We start from the raw sequence: 1935 nt of genomic DNA, 5'->3' as shown, positions 1-1935 counted from the left end.
GTCACGGGAGGGGCCTCCTCGGCGCAGGTCAGGTGCGGTGGGTGGGATTCAGACGGAGTCGGGGCCGGCCAGGCGACGCACCGCGGACAGCGGCACCGGGAGCCAGTCGGGCCGGTGCCGGGCCTCGTAGAGGGCCTCGTAGATCGCCTTGTCCGTCTCGCAGGCGCGCAGCAGAACCGGGTCGGTGCGCGGGTCGACCCCGCTGACCTCGGCGTATCCGGTGCAGTACGCGGCCCGGCAGGCCGCCGCCCACTCCGGTGCCGGCGGGCCGCCCGCCGAGTGCGCCGCGTAGTCGAAGGAGCGCAGCATCCCGGCCACGTCCCGCACCACCGGCTGGGCCATCCGCCGCTCGGCCAGCGGCTTGGCGGGCTCGCCCTCGAAGTCGATCAGCCACCACTCGCCGGAGGGGGAGCGCAGGCACTGACCGAGGTGCAGGTCGCCGTGGATGCGCTGGGCGGTCCAGGTGTGGCCCTCGGCCGCCAGGTCGGCCAGCGCCTCGAACGCGGAGTGCAGCCCGGGGACGTACGGCCCCAGCGCGGGCACCGCCTGCGCGGCCGCCTCCAGCCGCTCGGTCATGCCTGCCACCATGGAGTGCATCTGGGTGTGGCCGAGCGTGGCCGTGGGCAGCGCGCGGGCCAGCGCGGTGTGCACCTCGGCGGTGGCGCGGCCCAGCGCCCGCGCCTCGGCGCTGAAGTCCTCGCCCTTGGCCAGCTCGCGCAGCGCCAGCTCCCAGCCGTCCGAGGCACCCTGGAGGAAGGGCTGGAGCACCCCGAGGACGTACGGCTCGCCGTCCACCTCCGCCGTCATCCACGCCGTCGGCGGCGGCACCCGGGGGCAGCCCTCGCGGGCCAGGGCCAGTGGCAGCTCCAGATCGGGGTTGACGCCGGGCACCACCCGGCGCAGCAGTTTGAGGATGAACGTGTCGCCGTAGACGACCGACGAGTTGGACTGCTCGGCGGTCACCAGCCGGGGGACCAGGTCGGGGCGTATCTCCTCCTGCCGTTCGAAACGCAGCCCGCCGATGCGGGCCTGGGTGCGCAGCGCCTCCAGGATCACCTCGGCGGGCCGGGGGTCGTACAGGGCCTCGTACACCGTGCGCCCGGCGAGCGGGCCCTCGTGCACATGGCCGATCAGCGCGGGTGCCAGCCGCGGGGGCAGCGCCTCGCGCACGCCTATGAGCAGCTGGTAGCAGTCGCCGGGGTGCGACTCCGCGCCCGACACGTTCGCCAGCGGCTGGTGGGCGCGGACGAGCAGGTGGTACAGGCCGAGCTTCCCGTCGACGACCGGCAGCAGCTCGGTGGCGGCGACCAGCGAGAAGCCCGTGACCGGGCGTCCCTTGCCCGCGAACCAGCGCTGCCGCGGCATCCACTCGCGCAGCAGCGGCTCCAGTGAGGCGAGCAGACCGGGGCCGCCGACGGTGACAGGGCGTGTGACGGCTTCCGACATGGCTTCCGACATGGCGTCGCGTCCAATCGCTGGTCGGGTGTGACTGACGCGTGCCCACGGGTGGGGCGGAGGAAACCGCCCCACCCGGGTCCGGCTAGCCGGCCGCGTCCTTGCGCAGCCGGAACCAGTAGAAGCCGTGCCCCGCCAGGGTCAGCAGGTACGGCAGCTCTCCGATGGCCGGAAAACGCACCCCGCCGAACAGCTCGACCGGGTGCCGGCCGCGGAAGGCGCTCAGGTCGAGCTCGGTGGGCTGGGGGAAGCGGGAGAAGTTGTTGACGCACAGGACCAGGTCGTCCTCGTACTCCCGGAGGAACGCGATGACCGCGGGGTTCGACGAGGGGAGCTCCCGGTAGGACCCGAGCCCGAAGGCGGGGTTCTGCTTGCGGATCTCGATCATGCGGCGGGTCCAGTGCAGCAGCGAGGACGGCGAGGACATCGACGCCTCGACGTTGGTGACCTGGTAGCCGTAGACCGGGTCCATGATCGTGG

The 1935-nt window shown here is 73.4% G+C and carries 2 protein-coding genes; both read right to left on the bottom strand.

The window, feature by feature from the left end; all coding sequences use genetic code 11:
- Positions 1 to 48: 48 nt before the first annotated feature.
- Complete coding sequence (locus C1I97_RS36270) at positions 49 to 1446, bottom strand: maltokinase N-terminal cap-like domain-containing protein (protein ID WP_111007160.1); 1398 nt, start codon at positions 1444 to 1446, stop codon at positions 49 to 51.
- A 94-nt stretch (positions 1447 to 1540) separates the two neighbouring features.
- Positions 1541 to 1935: alpha-glucosidase C-terminal domain-containing protein (locus C1I97_RS36265; protein WP_181447080.1), on the bottom strand; the 395-nt coding region annotated here is incomplete at its 5' end.

This window comes from Streptomyces sp. NTH33 (genome assembly GCF_003236365.1).
In the GTDB taxonomy this organism is placed as follows: Bacteria; Actinomycetota; Actinomycetes; order Streptomycetales; family Streptomycetaceae; genus Streptomyces.
This window is presented reverse-complemented; position numbering and strand designations above follow the sequence as displayed.

Excerpts from the sequence above, each read along its gene's own strand:
- C1I97_RS36270 (WP_111007160.1), bottom strand. The coding sequence starts at position 1,446 with ATGTCGGAAGCCGTCACACGCCCTGTCACCGTCGGCGGCCCCGGTCTG.